Annotated in this window: 19 protein-coding genes; 2 read left to right on the forward strand and 17 right to left on the reverse strand. The window is 68.8% G+C overall.

Annotated elements, in window-relative coordinates:
• Nucleotides 1-129: 129 nt before the first annotated feature.
• From tatC to IO36_RS41530, 10 genes are all read right to left on the reverse strand, one after another.
• On the reverse strand, nt 130-1,074 hold the full coding sequence (gene tatC, locus IO36_RS41485; RefSeq protein WP_037628429.1) for a twin-arginine translocase subunit TatC: 945 nt from the start codon (nt 1,072-1,074) through the stop codon (nt 130-132).
• 47 nt (nt 1,075-1,121) lie between these two features.
• Nucleotides 1,122-1,406, reverse strand: a complete 285-nt coding sequence (tatA, locus tag IO36_RS41490) for a Sec-independent protein translocase subunit TatA (protein WP_037628430.1) — start codon at nt 1,404-1,406, stop codon at nt 1,122-1,124.
• Nucleotides 1,407-1,657: 251 nt separating this feature from the next.
• A complete protein-coding gene (locus IO36_RS41495; protein WP_037628431.1) occupies nt 1,658-1,852 on the reverse strand; it encodes a hypothetical protein in 195 nt (64 codons plus the stop codon).
• Between the two features lie 21 nt (nt 1,853-1,873).
• On the reverse strand, nt 1,874-2,134 hold the full coding sequence (locus tag IO36_RS41500) for a hypothetical protein (RefSeq protein WP_037628432.1): 261 nt from the start codon (nt 2,132-2,134) through the stop codon (nt 1,874-1,876).
• Nucleotides 2,135-2,277: 143 nt separating this feature from the next.
• Entirely contained in the window at nt 2,278-3,303 is a 1,026-nt protein-coding gene (locus IO36_RS41505; protein WP_037628433.1) for a helix-turn-helix transcriptional regulator, read from the reverse strand.
• Nucleotides 3,304-3,318: 15 nt separating this feature from the next.
• Nucleotides 3,319-4,272 carry a helix-turn-helix transcriptional regulator gene (locus tag IO36_RS41510; protein WP_037628434.1) on the reverse strand — a complete coding sequence of 318 codons (954 nt, stop codon included), beginning with the start codon at nt 4,270-4,272 and terminating at the stop codon, nt 3,319-3,321.
• Nucleotides 4,273-4,405: 133 nt separating this feature from the next.
• A complete protein-coding gene (locus IO36_RS41515; protein WP_037628435.1) occupies nt 4,406-4,777 on the reverse strand; it encodes an FKBP-type peptidyl-prolyl cis-trans isomerase in 372 nt (123 codons plus the stop codon).
• 61 nt (nt 4,778-4,838) lie between these two features.
• A complete protein-coding gene (locus tag IO36_RS41520; protein WP_037628646.1) occupies nt 4,839-5,846 on the reverse strand; it encodes an FKBP-type peptidyl-prolyl cis-trans isomerase in 1,008 nt (335 codons plus the stop codon).
• Between the two features lie 128 nt (nt 5,847-5,974).
• Nucleotides 5,975-7,336, reverse strand: coding sequence for a Pup--protein ligase (gene pafA / locus IO36_RS41525; RefSeq protein ID WP_037628436.1), 1,362 nt, complete (start codon nt 7,334-7,336; stop codon nt 5,975-5,977).
• A 9-nt stretch (nt 7,337-7,345) separates the two neighbouring features.
• A complete protein-coding gene (locus tag IO36_RS41530; RefSeq protein WP_037628437.1) occupies nt 7,346-8,605 on the reverse strand; it encodes an MFS transporter in 1,260 nt (419 codons plus the stop codon).
• Between the two features lie 107 nt (nt 8,606-8,712).
• Here IO36_RS41530 and IO36_RS41535 point away from each other — a divergent pair, with 107 nt between their 5' ends.
• A complete protein-coding gene (locus tag IO36_RS41535; RefSeq protein WP_037628438.1) occupies nt 8,713-9,726 on the forward strand; it encodes a LacI family DNA-binding transcriptional regulator in 1,014 nt (337 codons plus the stop codon).
• 114 nt (nt 9,727-9,840) lie between these two features.
• On the opposite strand, the gene prcA is transcribed toward IO36_RS41535, so the two are convergent.
• The 6 genes from prcA to arc all read right to left on the reverse strand — a co-directional run bounded on the left by prcA (nt 9,841) and on the right by arc (nt 15,956).
• A complete protein-coding gene (gene prcA / locus IO36_RS41540; protein ID WP_037628439.1) occupies nt 9,841-10,584 on the reverse strand; it encodes a proteasome subunit alpha in 744 nt (247 codons plus the stop codon).
• A gap of 56 nt (nt 10,585-10,640) precedes the next feature.
• Nucleotides 10,641-11,486, reverse strand: a complete 846-nt coding sequence (prcB, locus tag IO36_RS41545; RefSeq protein WP_037628440.1) for a proteasome subunit beta — start codon at nt 11,484-11,486, stop codon at nt 10,641-10,643.
• Nucleotides 11,438-11,671: an endonuclease VII domain-containing protein gene (locus tag IO36_RS49485; RefSeq protein ID WP_425535577.1), complete on the reverse strand. Its 234-nt coding sequence runs from the start codon at nt 11,669-11,671 to the stop codon at nt 11,438-11,440. The genes prcB and IO36_RS49485 overlap by 49 nt, the downstream gene beginning before the upstream one ends.
• Before the next feature lie 397 nt (nt 11,672-12,068).
• Nucleotides 12,069-12,287, reverse strand: a complete 219-nt coding sequence (locus IO36_RS41555; RefSeq protein WP_037628443.1) for a ubiquitin-like protein Pup — start codon at nt 12,285-12,287, stop codon at nt 12,069-12,071.
• 156 nt (nt 12,288-12,443) lie between these two features.
• Nucleotides 12,444-13,955, reverse strand: a complete 1,512-nt coding sequence (dop, locus tag IO36_RS41560; RefSeq protein WP_342455147.1) for a depupylase/deamidase Dop — start codon at nt 13,953-13,955, stop codon at nt 12,444-12,446.
• A gap of 234 nt (nt 13,956-14,189) precedes the next feature.
• Entirely contained in the window at nt 14,190-15,956 is a 1,767-nt protein-coding gene (gene arc / locus IO36_RS41565; protein WP_037628445.1) for a proteasome ATPase, read from the reverse strand.
• 253 nt (nt 15,957-16,209) lie between these two features.
• Here arc and IO36_RS41570 point away from each other — a divergent pair, with 253 nt between their 5' ends.
• Nucleotides 16,210-16,515 (forward strand): ferredoxin, encoded by a 306-nt coding sequence (locus tag IO36_RS41570; RefSeq protein WP_037628447.1) that lies wholly within the window; start codon nt 16,210-16,212, stop codon nt 16,513-16,515.
• Between the two features lie 98 nt (nt 16,516-16,613).
• Here the strand turns inward: IO36_RS41570 and IO36_RS41575 are convergent, their stop codons facing one another.
• Nucleotides 16,614-17,189, reverse strand: a complete 576-nt coding sequence (locus tag IO36_RS41575; protein ID WP_037628449.1) for a hypothetical protein — start codon at nt 17,187-17,189, stop codon at nt 16,614-16,616.
• Nucleotides 17,190-17,803: the final 614 nt, after the last annotated feature.

Consider the following 17,803-nt stretch of genomic DNA (forward strand, 5'->3'; position numbering starts at 1 on the left):
TCTCCTCGACGCCCGTTCCGCCGGGCGCCGTCGCCGTTTTCCACTGGTCGCCACACGCGAGTGGGGCCCGGCCGGTGATCAGGTCGGGCCCCACTCGTATGTCTTTCGGCGCGCGTGCGCGGGCCGGGATCAGGTCACGTCGTCGTAGCCGTTGATCCGCTCGCCATTGGCCTGTTCCGGGAGCGACCGGCTGGCCGTCACGGGCTCGATCTCGCCGATGGCCTCGGGGGTGAGGTCGAGGTCGGAGGCTTCGTCGTCCCCGGGGCCCTCGGCCTCCTTGCGGGCCCGGCGCCGGTCGTTGAGCAGCGCGAAGCCCACGGCGATGAAGTAGAGGCCCCAGATCGGTGCGGCGAGCGCCAGCATCGTCATCGGGTCCGGGCTCGGGGTCGCCACGGCCGAGAAGGCCGTGATGCCGATGATCATGCCGCGCCACCAGCCGAGCATGCGCTTGCCGGACAGCACCCCGGTCAGGTTCAGCAGGATCAGCAGCAACGGCATCTCGAAGGCGAGACCGAAGACGACGATCATGCGGGTGACCAGATCGAGCAGGTCGTCCAGCGGCAGCAGGTTCTCGGCGCCGTCGGGCGTGAGGTCGATCATCACCTTGGCCGTGGTGGGCAGCACCGAGAAGGCGAGGTATCCGCCGGCGAGGAACAGCGGGAAGCCGAAGCCGACGAACGCGTACGCGTACTTCTTCTCGTTGCGGTGCAGGCCCGGCGCGACGAACGCCCACAGCTGGTACAGCCAGATCGGCGCCGCGAGCACGACACCGGCCATCAGGGCGACCTTCAGCGCGAGCGTGAACGGCGCGAGCAGACCACTGACGGTGATGTGCGCGCAGTGGACGTTCTTGGACTTGGCCAGCTCGCCGAAGGTCTGATGGCAGCCGATCTCGTCGAGCATCGGCTTGGTGATGACATCGATGATGTCCCTGTAGAAGAAGGCCGCGACGATCGTGACGACGAGGATCGCCAGAACACCCTTCGCAAGCCGGTTGCGCAGCTCACGCAAGTGATCCACGAGGGGCATCCGGCCCTCGGGATCCCTCTCCTCATTGCGGGCGGACTTGAGCAACCCACATCCTCATCTCGTGCAGCGGACCGGTTGTCCCGGTCCTCGCGTCAGCGCTGGGTCGTGTCCGTGGGCTCGTTGACCGGGCGGGAGCTGGTCACATCGCCGGGCGACGCCTGGATCGTGCGCTGAGCGGGAGCGGGCTCCTCGGCGGGCTGCGCGCCGGTGTCGGCCTGCTTGCCGTCGTCCTTCATCGCCTTCGCCTCGCTCTTGAGGATGCGGGCGGACTTGCCGAGCGAGCGAGCCATGTCGGGCAGCTTCTTGGAGCCGAACACGAGAACGATCACCACGACGAGGATCAGCAGGTGCCACGGCTCAAGTCCGTTGCGGAACATAGAATTCACCTTCTCAGCGAGGCGGGGCGACGGGCCCGTCCGACCAGTCGGACACGTGTCCGAACATCATGCTTGCAGCGATCGTAGCGCCTGGCGGTGAACGCGGAACAATCCCCATGCGTACACCTGCCCCGCGGACCGTGCCTCGTTGCCGGGCCGCGATCAGCAGCGTACCTGGCGGGACGGGCGGCACGACAGAGCGGACGCGTACCGCTTTCGCGGCACTGGTCACATTGGTTCCGCTTTGACCGTCACGGGTGCTCGGCGGCGCGGGCCGCGTTCACCGCCGCCCGTTCGAGCTCCTCGGCCGCCTTTCCGATACGGCCCGCCGAGTCCGCGACCTGCGCCCCCAGACGCCGCGCCTCCAGGAAGACCTGGACGGCGAACACACCCAGCACCGCAAGACCCAAGAAACCCGCGCACACAGCGAACATCGGCCAGAACATGGCCCCGAGCCTAGTCCCCCGTCAGGCCGTGGAATGCAGCCGCAGCGTACGGACCCCGCCGCCGGTGAGGAGTTCGACGATGCGTTCGCCCGCGGGCTTGCGCACCGCGGAGCCGCAGGCGGGGCAGGTGAAGGAGTAGAACGTCGTGCGACTGCTGGCGCCGATGGCCAGGCGCAGGGCGCCGGGGGTCAGCTCGAAGCCGGCCCGGCAGTCGGGGCAGGCGGCTTTGAACATGACCTCGACGACCCGGCGCATCCCGGCGAACGCCGTCCCCACCGACATCTCCGCCGCGCCCGAGGACGACCCTCCCCGGCCCGGCGCTCCCGCGGACACCCCGGGGCGAGCCTGCGCGCCCGCCCGTCGCCCGTTCCCCGGCTTCCCGGAGCCCCCCGGCCCGCCCTGCGCACCCGACATCGACGACGTCCTCAAAGCCCTTGCTCCCGCCCCTCGTACGGTCTGTCCCGGACCTCCCCGAGCCCGTCGGGCCCGTCGTAGGCGGCGAGCGCCTCACGGGCCGCGAGCCGGGCGCTGTCCGCGAGAGCCGCCGGCGAGACGATCCGTCCGTCACCGCCGAGACGCAGGGCCAGCCGCCGCAGCGAGGCGGGATCGGGTGTCCGCAGGGTGATACGCAGCCCGCCGTCCGGCAGCTCATCCGCGCTGTCGTGCGGGTAGTACTCGGCGACCCAGCGCCCGCCGGGACCGACCTCGACGACCACCTCCGGATCCTCGGCCGCGGGCTGGACGAGCCCCTCGGACAGGTCCCGCAGCTCTATCTCGGGCGGCGCGGACGGCTCGTCCAGGATGCGGATCTCGGCGACCCGGTCGAGCCGGAAGGTCCGGCGCGCCTCCGAGCGCCGGCACCACGCCTCGACGTAGGTGTGCCCCACGGTGACCAGGCGGATCGGGTCGATCTCGCGCTCGCTCAGCTCGTCCCGCGCGGGCGAGTAGTAGCGGATCCACAGCCGGCGCCGCTCGGAGATCGCCCGGTCGACGTCGGCGAAGACACCGCCCTCGGACTCGAAGGTCACCGACAGCCGGGAGCTGGCCCCCGCCGCCTCGCCCGAGGCGGCCTCCACCTTGGCGGTGGCCCGCAGCAGCGCCTGCCGGTCGCCCTCGCGCAGCCCCGGCAGCGTGGACACCGCACGGGCGGCCACCAGCAGCGCGGTCGCCTCGTCGGCGGCGATCCGCAGCGGTTCGGCGACGTCGTCCGGGTTGTGCCACCAGATCCGGTCGCCGTCGGTGTCGATGTCCAGCAGATCACCGCCGCGGAAGCTGGTCCCGCACAGCGGCAGCACGTCGAGGTCGGAGATCAGCTCGTCCTCGGTGATCCCGAAGGCACGGGCGACGTCGCCGACGCGGGCGCCGGGGCGCTCACGCAGATAGGTCACCAGCGAGAGCATCCGCCGGGTCTGGTCGATCGCGTTCGCGGGCCTGGCCGGTCTTCCTGCCACGTTCTTGCTTTCCCCTCAGCCCTTGGCCACGGCGCGCAGCCGGTCGATCACTTCGGCCCTCAGTTCCGCGGGCTCCACGACCACCACGTCCGGCCCGAACTCGACCAGCAAGGCGTCCAGGCCGTGCCCGTACGGAATTTCCAACTCGTCCCAGCCGTCCCCGAGTTCCCGCACGGAGACCGCCTTGGCCCGCAGCGGGTAGCCCGCGCCCGAGCGCAGCCGGATCAGCGCGGAGCGGTCGGCGATCTCCCCGGCCCAGCCCGCCACCGTCTCCCGCACGGTCACGACGTCGGGCACCTCGGCGGTGTACCGGCCCGCGCGGGCGCGGACCTTGCCGGTGATCCGCGAGAGCCGGAAGACGCGCTCCGCGCCGCGGTCGCGGTCGAAGCCCGCGAGATACCAGTGGCCGCGCCAGCACTCCAGCGCCCAGGGCTCCACGTGCCGGGTCCCGGGCTGCGCGGCGTTGGCCTTGCGGTAGTCGAAGACCACCGGGCGGCGGTCGCGGCAGGCGAGCATCAGCGGCTCGAAGGCGGCCTCGTGGACGGGGATGTGCGGCTCCAGGGCTCCGTGGGAGCCGTAGGGGTCCACGTCCTCGGGCAGGCCCGCGGCCCGCAGCTTCTGCAGCGCCCCGCTCGCGGCGCCGGCCAGCCGGGCCTGCTGCCAGACCTTGGCGGCCAGACCGAGGGCGGCGGCCTCCTCGGCGTCGAGGGTGATCGGCGGCAGGCGGTTGCTGTCGCGGCGGGCGAGATAGCCGACCTCGCCGTCGAGGTTCTCCACCGTCTCGATGACCAGGCCGAGTTCGCGCAGATCGTCCTTGTCCCGCTCGAACATCCGGTTGAAGCTGTCGTCCGATCCGGCTTCCATGTAGGCCTCGATGGACTCGCGCAGCTCCCGCTTGCTGAGCGGCCGCCGCGTCCCGAGCAGACACAGTGCGAGGTTCATCAGCCGCTCGGCCTTGGCAATGGCCATCGACGCCCTTCCTATGGTGCTTCCGACCGATGACCGTACCGCCCCGGGGTGTCGCGGCAAAAGCCGAGGGCCCATGCCCGGACGGGCATGGGCCCCAGATGATCCGATACGGATCGGATCCGGTCCGCCGTGATCAGACCGCGATCAGGTCGACCACGAAGATCAGCGTCTCGCCCGGCTTGATCGCCGGGGTCGGGCTCTGGTTGCCGTAGGCGAGGTGCGCGGGGATGGTCAGCTGGCGACGGCCACCGACCTTCATGCCCTGCACGCCCTTGTCCCAGCCCTTGATGACACGGCCGCCGCCGAGCGGGAACTTGAACGGGGCGCCCCGGTTCCAGCTCGCGTCGAACTCCTCACCCGTGCTGAACGACACACCCACGTAGTGCACCGTGACGTTCTGGCCCGACTTGGCCTCGGGGCCGTCGCCCTCCCAGATGTCCTTGATCTGAAGGTCCGCCGGCGGCTCGCCCTCGGGGAAATCGATCTCGGGCTTCTCGATGCTCACGTCTTTGCTCCTGCTTTGTGTACGTAAGGACAACACGGACAGTCTTACATCCCCGGAGGGGTTACATCTTCGCCAGGATGTCGACCGAGAAGACGAGCGTGGAGTCCTTCTTGATACCGCTGCCGGCCGGCGGGTTGTCGCCGTAGCCCAGCGCCGGCGGAATCACGATGAGGACGCGGCTGCCCACCTTCTTGCCCGTCAGCCCCTGCGCCCAGCCCTTGACGACCTGCTGCAGCGAGAACGACGTCAGCTGACCCCGCTTGTACGTCGAGTCGAACTCCTTGCCGCTGTCCCACAGCACACCCTCGTACTGCACCAGGACCGTGCTGTCGGCCTTCACCTCGGGACCGTCACCCTCGATGACATAGTTCGCCACGAGCTTCGTCGGCGCGTCCTTCTTCGGCACCGTGATCTTGGGAGCCGAACCGTCCGTGTTCGTGCCCACCACGGGCAGCGACGCGTCCTTCTGCGGCACGTCCTTGCCCTTGGCCGAACTCTTCGAGTTGAACGTGTCCTCGATGTCCACCACGAACACCAGCGTGTCGGTGCCCTTGATCCCCGCCTGAGCGTTCCCCGACGTGCCGTAGCCCCACGTCGGCGGCACCGACATCTCGACCCGGCTGCCCGTCTTCTTCCCGACCAGGCCATAACGCCAGCCGTCGATGATCTGGCCCTGCGCCAGCTGGATCACCAGCGGCGTCCCCCGGTCGTAGGAATTGTCGAAGACCTTCGCCGTGGCCCAGATCTGCCCCAGGTAATTGGCCTGGATGTAGTCGTTCTCCGCGACCGTCTTGCCACCGCCCGCGATCACCGTCCGCACCGCCAGATCCTTCGACGGCTCCCCCGGCCCCTTGGCCACGGTCGGCTTCTCACCGAACTTCGTCCCCGCCGTGATCGCCGGCAGCGGACCGTCCACGATCTTCGGCGGCGGCGGCGCCGACGCGGCCTCCGAAGCCGAGGGCGACGGGGTCTTGCTGGACTTCGCCGAACCGGAATCACCGTCGTCACCGCATCCGGCGAGCGTGACCAGTCCAGCGGGTACGGAAAGAAGGAGTGAGCGTCGGCGCACGGTGGGAGCCTCGTATCGGTCGATCATGGTTGATGGCGTGCGCGCAACTCTACGACGTGAGAAGGGCGCCGTACGGAAAACGTACGGCGCCCCGCGTTGCGTTCCGCGTCACCCACGGAACACCCGGCTCACATCCCCGCGATCAACTTCTCCACCCTGTCGTCCACCGAACGGAACGGGTCCTTGCACAACACCGTGCGCTGCGCCTGGTCGTTGAGCTTCAGATGCACCCAGTCGACGGTGAAGTCCCGCCGCTGCTCCTGGGCCCGCCGGATGAAGTCGCCCCGCAACCGCGCCCGAGTCGTCTGCGGAGGCACCGACTTGCCCTCGAAGATCTTCAAGTCGTTGCAGATCCGAGCCGCTTGCCCCTTGCGCTCCAGCAGGTAGTACAGCCCACGACGCCGGTGGATGTCGTGATACGCGAGGTCTATCTGCGCGACCCGCGGATGCGACATCGTCATGTTGTGCTTCGCCCGGTACCGCTCGATGAGCTGGTACTTCATGACCCAGTCGATCTCCGTGCCGATCCGGTCCAGATCCTCGGCCTCGATCGCGTCCAGCGTACGGCCCCACAGTTCGAGGACCTGTTCGACCGTCCCCGTCCGGATGCCGCGGCGCTCGCAGAAGTCCACGGCCTTCTCGAAGTACTCCCGCTGCACCTCCAGCGCGGAAGCCTCACGACCACTCGCCAGCCGGACCTTCCGGCGCCCCGTGATGTCATGACTGACCTCACGGATCGCCCGAATGGGGTTCTCCAGCGTGAGGTCACGCATGACCGTGCCCGCCTCGATCATGCGCAGCACGAGATCCGTGGCACCGACCTTCAGCAGCATCGTCGTCTCGGACATGTTCGAGTCGCCCACGATCACGTGCAGACGGCGATACCGCTCGGCGTCCGCGTGCGGCTCGTCCCGCGTGTTGATGATCGGCCGGGACCGGGTCGTCGCGGAACTGACACCCTCCCAGATGTGCTCGGCCCGCTGACTCACGCAGTACACCGCACCACGCGGCGTCTGCAGCACCTTCCCCGCGCCGCACAGCAACTGCCTCGTCACCAGGAACGGGATCAGAATGTCCGCCAGCCGCGAGAACTCCCCGTGCCGCGCCACCAGATAGTTCTCGTGGCACCCGTAGGAGTTTCCGGCCGAGTCGGTGTTGTTCTTGAACAGATAGACGTCGCCCGCGATCCCTTCCTCGTGCAGGCGTCGTTCTGCGTCCACCAGGAGACCCTCGAGAATGCGCTCGCCGGCCTTGTCGTGGGTGACGAGCTCCGTCACGTTGTCACACTCGGGTGTCGCGTATTCCGGATGTGATCCCACGTCGAGATAAAGGCGGGCACCGTTCCGCAGAAAGACATTGCTGCTGCGGCCCCATGACACGACACGGCGGAAGAGGTACCGCGCCACCTCGTCGGGAGACAGTCGACGCTGTCCCCTGAACGTACACGTGACGCCGTACTCGTTCTCCAGCCCGAAAATGCGGCGGTCCATGACAGAACATTACGCCCGATCCCCTGAGCTGAAACGGGGTTCGACGGCTCGGTTTGGATCATTTTCCGATGACACCGCGACAACACCACCTCTCCCGGGCACCCCCAGCACCCGGCCCGTGGCCAGCAGAACCACCAACGCGGCGGCCCCCGCCACCCCCGGAACGGCGAAACCCCACGCCGCCCCGCCCCACTCCACCACCGGGCCCGCGAGCCCCGTCCCCACCGACGCGCCCACCGTGAACGTCGTCACCAGCCAGGAGAACGCCTCCGTCACCGTACCCGCCGGCGCATGCCGGTCCACCAGCACGAACGCACACGCGATGCTCGGCGCCAGGAACACCCCCGCCAGCGTCGCCAGAGCCGTCATCGCCACCGGACCCGGCACCAGCATCAGCGGCAGGTAACACACCGCCAGAAGAGCCACCAGCACGCGCAGTCGCCGCTCCGGCGCCCCGCCCCACCTGCGCGCCCCGTACACCACACCGCCCAGCAGCGCACCGAGCCCGATCCCCGCCATCATCCAGCCGTACACCGCGTCCCCGCCGTGCACATCCGCGTACGACACCGCCGCCACCGTGATCGAACCCAGCGCGATCCCGATGAACAGGAACGCCCCCAGCAGCGCCAGCAGCCCCGGCGAGCGCAGCGCGCCCAGCCAGTGCGCCTCACGCGGCGCCGAACGCCACGCCCGCGAAGGCTCCGAGACCACCACCGACAGAGCCCCCAGCACACCGATCACAGCGAGGATCAGCAGCGCCGCCTGCGCCGACCACAGCGACACGCACAGGGTCACCAGCAGCGGCCCGACGGTGAACATCACCTCCTGCGCCACCGCGTCCATCGCGTACGCGGTGTGCACCTGCTCCTCCTCGCGCAGCACCGACGGCCACAGCGCCCGCAGCCCGCCCTCCAGCGGGGGCGTGAACAGGCCCGCCACGGCCATCGCGGCACAGGCGAGCGCCACCGGATCCGTACCGGCCAGCGCGAAGACCACCATGCCCAGCGCCGAGACGACCGCCGCCGGCAACTGCACCCGCGGCTGGCCGTACAGGTCCACCAGCCGGCCCAGCACCGGCTGCCCCACGGCGTTGGCCACCCCGTACACGGCGGCGAGCGCGCCCGCCAGGCTGTACGTGCCGCCCCCGGCCCGCACGAACAGCACCACCGCGATCGCCGCGGTCGCGTTCGGCAGCCGCCCCACCAGCGTCCCGACGAGCAGCCGGGTGGCGTGTCTCGCCCTGAGGATCTCCAGGTATCCCGCGGCCATGACCTGCCCTTCCGGTAGCGCACGACGCCCAAGTTTTACGTATAACGTCCTGCTCAATACGTACCATGTCCGCTGACCACGAGTCCAGACGAAGGAGCAGCCCCACGGTGCCAAGAGGGAGCACGCGCCCCACCAGCCGGGACGTCGCCGAGGCCGCCGGGGTCTCCCAGGCAGCCGTCTCCCTGGTCCTGGGCGACAAATGGCGCGGCCGCGTCTCCGCCGCCACCGCCGACCGCGTCCGCCACGCCGCCCAGGAACTCGGCTACCGGCCCAACCTCGCCGCCCGCAACCTCCGCCTCGGCCGCACCCGCACCGTCCTCCTCGTCGTCCCCGCCCTCACCACCGAATTCTTCGCCGGCGTCTACACCGGCGCCGCCCGCGTCGCCGCCCAGCACGGCTTCGGAGTCGTCCTCTACCCCTCCCCCGAGGGCATCGGCCCCGCCCGCGACCCCTTCGGTTCCGCCCAGGCCGCCCTCGACGGCGTCATCGCCTCCTCCATGGCCGCCGACGCCCTCACCGCCATCCGCGGCGACCAGCTCCCCCTCGTCATGCTCGACAGCGACCCCACCGGCAGCCAGGGCGCCGCCACCGTCAACCTCGACATCGCCGACGGCGTCCGCCAGATCAGCGGCCACCTCCTCGGACTCGGCCACCGCCGCTTCCTCCACCTCGCCGCCGACATCCCCTCCTGGACCTTCGAGGTCCGCGCCCGCGAACTCGCCGCCTGCCTCGTCGAAGTCCCCGGAACCAGCCTCCACGTCGCCCGCGCCCCCATCTCCTTCGAAGACGCCCTCGCCGCCACCCAGACCGCCCTCACCACCCCCGGCCCCCGCCCCACCGCCGTCATCTGCGACGACGACAAACTCGCCGCCGGCGCCTACAAGGCCGCCCGCCGCCTCGGCCTGCGCATCCCCGACGACATCTCCATCACCGGACTGGACGACCTCGCCCTCGCCCGCGCCCTCGACCCCGAGCTCACCACCGTCCACCTCGACGCCGAGCGCTTCGGAGAACAGGGCATGAAAGCCCTCCTGGCCGTCCTGGACGGCCGCACACCCCCCGAGGAGGACATCCCCGTCCACCTCGTCGTACGCGGCTCCACGGCCCCACCGAACGCCTAGAACCCCGCCACCCGCACCGGCCCCGGACACACGGAAGGGGCCGCACCGGTCTGCACCGGAGCGGCCCCTTCCCCACGAGCACCCGCGAAACGGGCACCCGGTCACACCACGACCTCACTCGTCGTCGGCGTCCTCCGCCTCCGTCGCGGTCTCCGCACCCCCGGCCTCCAGCAGCCGGGACAGCTGCCGCCCGACGATCCGCTTGAACTTCCGCTGCTGCGGACGCGTCCGGTCCAGCACCGCGACCTCGAGACGCTCCGCCGGAATCTCCCGCTCGCCGCCGTTCGGCTCCCGGGACAACGACTGGACGGCCAGCTTCAGCGCCTCGGCCAGCGACATGCCGTCCCGGTGCTGAGTGTCCAGATACGTACTGATCTGCTCGGCGTTACCACCGACGGCCACCGAACCGTGCTCGTCCACGATCGACCCGTCGTGCGGCAACCGGTAGATCTGGTCACCGTCCGGCGTCTCACCGACCTCCGCGACCACCAGCTCCACCTCGTACGGCTTCTCCGCCGCCGACGAGAAGATCGTGCCCAGCGTCTGCGCGTACACGTTCGCCAGACCACGGGCGGTCACGTCGTCACGGTCGTACGTGTAGCCACGAAGATCGGCGTACCGCACACCGCCGATCCGCAGGTTCTCGTACTCGTTGTACTTGCCGGCGGCCGCGAAGCCGATCCGGTCGTAGATCTCGCTGAACTTGTGCAGCGCACGGGACGGGTTCTCGCCGACGAACACGATGCCGTCGGCATACTGCAGCACGACCAGGCTGCGGCCACGCGCGATGCCCTTGCGGGCGTACTCCGCCCGGTCCGCCATCGCCTGCTGGGGTGAGACATAGAACGGCGTCGACACCGGCTATCCGTCCCTTTCTGTCGAAGTCACTGGATCACCTGGGAGTGGGACGGTCTTCAGTACAGCGCGGCACGCGGGCCGTCGGGCTGCTCGAGCCGCCTCTCCAGGATCACGCGGGCGATCTCGGAGGCCTCCTCGTCGGTGAGCCGGCGGAAACCGCTCTCCGTGATCACGGTGACGATCGGATAGATCCGGCGCGCGACATCGGGACCACCGGTCGCCGAGTCGTCGTCGGCCGCGTCGTAGAGAGCCTGGATGACCAGCGTCGTGGCCTGGTCCTCCGTCAGATCCTTGGCGTAGAGCTTCTTCATGGCACCGCGCGCGAAGAGCGAGCCGGAGCCCGTGGCCGCGTAGCCGTGCTCCTCGGAGCGGCCACCGGTGACGTCGTACGAGAAGATACGGCCCCTGCCGCGGTCCACGTCGTACCCCGCGAACAGGGGGACCACGGCCAAGCCCTGCATCGCCATGCCGAGGTTGGAACGGATCATCGTGGACAGGCGGTTCGCCTTGCCCTCCAGGGAGAGCTGCGCGCCCTCCACCTTCTCGAAGTGCTCCAGCTCCAGCTGGAACAGCTTCACCATCTCCACGGCCAGACCCGCCGTGCCGGCGATGCCCACCGCCGAGTACTCGTCGGCCGGGAAGACCTTCTCGATGTCGCGCTGGGCGATGATGTTGCCCATGGTGGCGCGGCGGTCGCCGGCGAGGACGACTCCGCCGGGGAACGTGACGGCGACGATCGTCGTGCCGTGCGGGGCCTCGATCACGCCCTGGACGGGCGGCAGTTGCCGCTTGCCCGGGAGCATCTCCGGCTGGTGCTCGGAGAGGAAGTCCATGAAGGACGACGACCCGGGCGTCAGGAAGGCAGCCGGTAGACGCCCGGTGCTACGAGTGTTGGCTTCCACGCGTTTCCTTCCAGGTATGTCGCAGCCCGTCTCATGACATCGGGCCGATCCTTGAACTGCCCCAGTGCGGCGTTGCAGCTGAAGCACAGTACGCCTCGGACCCTACCCGTCTGATGGCAGTGATCCACATGTTCGGCAGGGGCGGTTAGGCAGATGCAGCAGATGCCCCGCTGATCCGCGACCATCGCGTCCAACTCGGCCGGTGTGAGGCCGTATTTACGCTGGAAATAGCTGATCCGGTTCCGCTCCGCACGACACGTACGGCAGTAACTCGCCCAGCCGTCCGACGAAGACTTGTTGCGCTCCCATGCGGAGTGCGGCTTCACGACCTGGCACTGTGGGCAGCGCTTGTGACCCCGCGGTACGGGCACCTTGACCCGTACCGCTTTACCCTTCGCCTCTTGACGCTGCCGGTAGTACTCCGCGGAGCATTCCCGGCAGTACGCCTGGAGGCCGTCGGCCGCCGACCTGTTGCTCGCGAAGGCTGCCCGCGGTTTGCTCTGCTTGCACCGCGAGCAGCTTCGCGCTTCCACTTCTTCAGCCACGTTCGACTCGAACCTGCGATTCGATGGAAAAAGTGGCTTACTGCCCGCCCTTCTGAACGAAGGACCTCACGAAATCCTCGGCGTTCTCTTCGAGTACATCGTCAATTTCGTCAAGAACCGAGTCGACATCGTCGCTCAGCTTTTCCTGGCGTTCCTTGAGGTCGTCGGTCGTGTTCGCTTCCTGCGACTGTTCCTCGACCTCCTCGGTGGAACGCGTCGCCTTCTGCTGTCCGCCGCCGGTGTCCTTGGTCGCCATAACCCTCACCCCGCTCGGTTCGACGTTCTTGATCAGACCCTACAAGCAGGGTCCGACATCGGCCCCGCAGTTGCCACAACGTACGGGGACCACCTCGATGATTCCCGTAACGCCGGGTGTTCCACCCTGTTCGGCCCGTGCCGTCCCGGGGGAAGTTCAGTTGCCCGAAAGGACCCTGACCAGGTCCTCCGCCGTCCGGCAGCGGTCCAGGAGCTCCTTGACGTGATTACGCGTTCCGCGAAGGGGCTCCAGGGTTGGGACGCGCTGGAGCGAGTCCCGGCCGGGCAGGTCGAAGATCACCGAGTCCCAGGAGGCCGCCGCGACGTCGTCCGCGTACTGCTCGAGGCAGCGGCCGCGGAAGTAGGCGCGGGTGTCCTCCGGCGGGGTCGTACGGGCCCGCTCGACCTCGTTCTCGTCCAGGAGCCGCTTCATCCTGCCGCGGGCCGCCAGACGGTTGTAGAGGCCCTTCTCGGCGCGTACGTCGGCGTACTGGAGGTCGACCAGGTGGAGCCGGGCGGCGTCCCAGTCGAGGTCGTCGCGGCGCCGGTAGCCCTCCATGAGCTCGCGCTTGGCGACCCAGTCCAGTTCGCCGGAGAGGCTCATCGGGTCGTTCTCCAGCCGGTTCAGGGTGTCCTCCCAGCGCAGGAGGACGTCCTTGGTCTGTTCGTCGGCGTCCGCCCCGAACCGCTCCTCGACGTACTTGCGCGACAGCTCGAAGTACTCCATCTGCAGTTGCACGGCGGTGAGTGTGCGGCCGCTGCGGAGCGTGACGAGGCGCTTGAGGGTCGGGTCGTGGGAGACCTGGTGGAGGGTGCGTACGGGCTGGTCGACGGCCAGGTCGACGGCGATGAAACCGTCCTCGATCATGGACAGGACGAGTGCCGTCGTGCCGAGCTTGAGGTACGTCGAGATCTCGGAGAGGTTCGCGTCCCCGATGATCACGTGCAGCCGGCGGTACTTCTCGGCGTCGGCGTGCGGTTCGTCGCGGGTGTTGATGATGGGGCGCTTGAGGGTGGTCTCCAGGCCGACCTCGACCTCGAAGTAGTCGGCGCGCTGGCTGAGCTGGAAGCCGTGTTCGTGTCCGTCCTGGCCGATGCCGACGCGGCCCGCTCCGGTGACGACCTGGCGTGAGACGAAGAACGGGGTGAGGTGGCGCACGATGTCCGAGAAGGCGGTCTCGCGCTTCATCAGGTAGTTCTCGTGCGTGCCGTAGGAGGCGCCCTTGTTGTCGGTGTTGTTCTTGTAGAGGTGGATCGGCTGGGCGCCGGGGAGCTGGGCGGCCCGTTCGGCGGCCTCGGCCATGATCCGCTCGCCGGCCTTGTCCCACAGGACGGCGTCGCGGGGGTTGGTGACTTCGGGGGAGCTGTATTCCGGGTGTGCGTGGTCGACGTACAGCCTGGCTCCGTTGGTGAGGATGACATTGGCCAGGCCGATGTCCTCGTCGGTGAGCTGGCTGGAGTCGGCGGCCTCCCGGGCGAGGTCGAAGCCTCGCGCGTCCCGCAGCGGGTTCTCCTCCTCGAAGTCCCAGCGGGCGCGGCGCGCCCGGTGCATCGCCGCCGCGTAGGCGTTGACGATCTGGGACGAGGTGAGCATGGCATTGGCGTTGGGGTGACCGGGGACGGAGATCCCGTACTCCGTCTCGATGCCCATTACTCGCCGTACGGTCATGCGGCCCTCCTTGCCCGGCGGCGCCCTCGGTCGGGGGCGCTGCTCAAGTACCGCTGGCGCTCCGGTGCGTGTGCGGTGCCCGTCCCCGCACTGCGCGACTCGGCGGTACGAAAGAGCCTAGAACGCCTCTGCGCTGGTGGGGAGATCATTTGCGTCATTGCTGTGTTCCGGCCGTGACCGGAAAAGCAGGCGGCTGCGGGTGCCCGTGGTGGGCACCCGCAGCCGCCCTGTCTTTTACAGGTATTGACCGGTGTTGGCCACCGTGTCGATGGAGCGTCCGGTGTCTGCGCCCTGCTTTCCGGTGATGAGCGTACGGATGTAGACGATCCGTTCGCCCTTCTTTCCGGAGATGCGGGCCCAGTCGTCGGGGTTGGTGGTGTTGGGGAGGTCCTCGTTCTCCTTGAACTCGTCCACGCATGCCTGGAGGAGGTGGGAGACCCTGAGGCCCTTCTGGTCGTGTTCGAGGAAGTCCTTGATGGCCATCTTCTTGGCGCGGCCGACGATGTTCTCGATCATGGCGCCGGAATTGAAGTCCTTGAAGTAGAGGACTTCCTTGTCGCCGTTGGCGTAGGTGACTTCCAGGAAGCGGTTCTCCTCGGATTCGGCGTACATCTGTTCCACGGCGGTCTGGATCATGCCGTGGACGGTGGCCGCCTTGTCTCCGCCGTGTTCTCCGACGTCTTCGGAGTGCAGGGGGAGGCGTTCGGTGAGGTACTTCTGGAAGATGTCCTTGGCCGCTTCGGCGTCCGGGCGTTCGATCTTGATCTTCACGTCGAGCCGGCCGGGCCGCAGGATGGCGGGGTCGATCATGTCCTCGCGGTTGGAGGCGCCGATCACCACGACGTTCTGCAGGCCTTCGACACCGTCGATCTCGGCGAGGAGCTGGGGGACGATGGTGTTCTCCACGTCCGAGCTGACGCCGGATCCGCGGGTGCGGAAGAGGGATTCCATCTCGTCGAAGAAGACGATGACGGGGGTGCCCTCGCTGGCCTTCTCCCGGGCACGCTGGAAGACGAGGCGGATCTGCCGCTCGGTCTCGCCGACGTACTTGTTCAGGAGCTCGGGGCCCTTGATGTTGAGGAAGAAGCTCTTGCCGGTGGCCTGGCCGGTGACTTCGGCGACCTTTTTGGCCAGTGAGTTGGCCACGGCCTTGGCGATGAGCGTCTTTCCGCATCCGGGGGGTCCGTAGAGGAGGACTCCCTTGGGCGGACGCAGTTCGTGTTCCTTGAAGAGGTCGGGGTAGAGGTACGGGAGCTCGACGGCGTCGCGGATCATTTCGATCTGGCCGCCCAGACCGCCGATCTGCTCGTAGCCGATGTCGGGGACCTCTTCGAGGACGAGTTCCTCGACCTCGCTCTTGGGAACGATTTCGTAGACGTATCCGGATCGGGGTTCGAGGAGCAGGGCGTCTCCGGGGCGGATGGTGACGTCCAGGAGTGGTTCGGCGAGCCGGACCACTCGTTCCTCGTCGGTGTGTCCCTGGACGAGGGCGCGTTCGCCGTCCTCCAGGATCTCCTTGAGGGTGACGATGTCGCCGACGCTCTCGTATTCCATGGCCTCGACCACGTTGAGGGCTTCGTTGAGCATCACTTCCTGGCCGCGCCTGAGCTCGTCGAGCTCGACGCTGGGGCTGACGTTCACGCGGAGTTTGCGGCCTCCGGTGAAGATGTCGGCGGTGCCGTCCTCGTTCGCCGCGAGGAAGACGCCGAAGCCGGCCGGTGGCTGTGCGAGCCGATCGACCTCTTCCTTGAGGGCCACGATCTGGTCGCGGGCCTCACGGAGGGTGTTCGCCAGTCGTTCGTTCTGTGCGGACACGCCTGCCAGGTTGGTCTGCAACTCGACGATCCGCTCTTCGAGAATCCTCGTGTGTCGCGGAGAGTCGGCGAGCTTGCGCCGCAGGACGGCGATCTCCTGCTCAAGGTAGGCAATCTGCCCGGCGGGGTCATCGGACCCTCTTCCCGGGCGGATGCCGCGGTTCATGTCGTCGTCGTGGGCTGCCACGGTCCTCACCTCCTCCAAGGGGAGCTGGACGCTTCCAGACCCTACCTGGGTGGGTGTCGATTGAAACCCCTAGATCACAAAGACTGTCGGGGTGTGTCCGATCTTCACCCTTGCGCTCTCCCTCACGCCAGGGGAATACCCACCGAACATGATTGGGAAGCGGGCGGAGGTAGGGTCGAAGTGTTCAACACCCGTCAGAGCTGGCCCGATTCCCCAGTCTTCGGTTCGCTCGACGCAGAAAACGGCAGGAGAAATGACCGTGCAGCAGGAGGCCGGAGTCGACGGCGAGGCGCTTGAGGTCTGGATCGATCAGGATCTCTGTACCGGCGACGGGATCTGCGTGCAGTACGCGCCCGAGGTCTTTGAGCTGGACATTGACGGTCTGGCGTACGTGAAGAGTGCCGAGGACGAGCTGTTGCAGGAGGTGGGGGCCACAACGCCCGTGCCGCTGCCGCTTCTGCGTGATGTCGTGGACTCGGCGAAGGAGTGTCCGGGGGACTGTATTCATGTCCGTCGGGTTTCGGACAAGGTCGAGGTCTTCGGGCCTGACGCGGAGTGACCTCTCGGGCACCCCGCGTCGCCCCCTGACCGGTTGAGAACACCCTCCGCGGCGCGGAGGGTGTTCTCTTTTGTTCGGGTTTCGCGCCGGGGGCGCGTTCAGGTTCCGTGCGCTTCGGACGGCGTCGAGCGGATGAACGCGCCGTTCTTCCACTGCCACTTGGCGGTCTGCTTCAGGTCGGGGCAGCAACTGGGTACGTCGATCGAGGAGTAGCCGAGGAGCATGGCGGTGACGGCTCCGTCGCGTACGGCGAAGTCCGTGACGCTGAGGCGGTCCTTGGGGTCGATCAGGGTCGCGACGACCCTGGGCTGCTTGGCTCCCTGGGCCTGGGTGAGGACGTAGACGCCGTCGGGAGGGGTGCCGGAGCCGGCGTCGCAGCGGACGACGGCGACGGTCTCGGGGCGGCCGTCGCCGTCGAGGTCGCCGCCGGCCTTCTTCTCCACGAGCGCTTTGGTGGGGCCGCAGACGATCGGGAAGTCCACGCCGGCTGTGTCGGGGGCGGTCGCTGGAGCTGCCGCGGGTCTGCCGCCGGTGCCGGGCTGGGCCGCCCTGGCCGCGTCGGGCTGGACGACGGAGGACAGGGCCACGACTCCGGCGATGGCGGTGGCCGTGGCGACCCACTGGAGGGGGCTGGTCTGCGTGTGTGCCAGTTCCGGGACAACGGATTGCTGCACTGGGGGTGTCTCCCGCGAGGGCTGTGCCGGTGGGGTGGGTGTCCCGCATGGTGCCACACGTCACAGCCTGGTGGAACGGCGGGGTCCGGAGTTGTGAAGAGTTCCGGTGCGGTGTCCGTCGGGGTCTGCGGGCGGCCCCTCCGTCCCGGCCGGGGTGGCCGGAGGGTGGGGGGCGGGCCCCTGCGGGGAAACCGCGGGCGGAGGACCGGGGCCCGCCCCGCGCGGATCCACGGCCGGGTGACCGGAGGTTCCGCGTGGAGCACGTGGAGCCAGGGGCGTGGCCTGCTCGGAGCCGTGGCGGCCCGGCACCGGGCCATGTGCGGGGCCTGTCGGACGGCGCCCGGAGAGTCCGGCGAAGGGCTCCGCGCGGAACGAGGGGCGGGGCGGGCGGGGCCGGTACGGAGCCACTGGCGGGGGCCTACCGGACGGCGCCCGAGACTCCTGAGCAGGACTTGACGCGGAACGACGGGCGGGGCCGGTACGGAGGCACTGGCGAGCCCGGTATGGAAGGGCGGGCAGGTCCGGTACGGAATCACGGGCGGGCCCGGTACGGAACCACGGGCAGGGACCCGCACGGAACTACCGGACGGGGCGCGGCACCGGGCGGCGGGCCC

The organism is Streptomyces aureus (assembly GCF_000725495.1).
Classification (GTDB): domain Bacteria; phylum Actinomycetota; class Actinomycetes; order Streptomycetales; family Streptomycetaceae; genus Streptomyces; species Streptomyces aureus_B.